This window comes from Allokutzneria sp. NRRL B-24872, assembly GCF_002155965.1.
Lineage (GTDB): Bacteria > Actinomycetota > Actinomycetes > Mycobacteriales > Pseudonocardiaceae > Allokutzneria.
Genome location: NZ_MUMH01000475.1, coordinates 1 through 495 on the forward strand (window position 1 = coordinate 1; position 495 = coordinate 495).

1 protein-coding gene is annotated in these 495 nt (G+C 68.5%); it reads left to right on the plus strand.

Annotated elements, in window-relative coordinates:
- Nucleotides 1-452: oxidoreductase C-terminal domain-containing protein (locus CCN37_RS38775; RefSeq protein ID WP_305764734.1), on the plus strand; the 452-nt coding region annotated here is incomplete at its 5' end.
- Nucleotides 453-495 lie beyond the last annotated feature (43 nt).

Sequence of the window (495 nt, forward strand, 5' to 3'; positions counted from 1 at the left end):
GCTCCACGGCGGTCACCGAGTGGCTTGACGGCAGCGGCATTCCCGTTGACGCGTCAGGTGTGCTGTGCGACGCGCACTGCTCGGCGGCGCCAGGGGTGTACGCGGTGGGCGACGTGGCTTCGTGGGAGCACCCCGTGCTCGGCCGGATTCGCCTGGAGCACCGCACCAACGCCACCGAGCAGGCGATGTCGGTGGCGGTGAACCTCCTTGGCACGCAACAGGAATACCGGCCGCTGCCGTACTTCTGGTCCGACCAGTACGACACCAAGCTCCAGATGTTCGGCTGGCCGCTGCCCGGCGATGAGCTGGAGGTCGTCGAGGGCGCCCCCGCCGAAGGCTCGTTCATCGCGACCTACCGTCGCGCCGGGGAGCTGACCGGCGTGCTCGGGTGGAACTCGGTGCGCGGGCTGCGTCCTTTCCGGCAGGAGCTGATGAAGGCCATGGCGGGCTGAACCCGTTCAGGGGCAACGGGTTGAGAGAACGCAGAACTCGTTG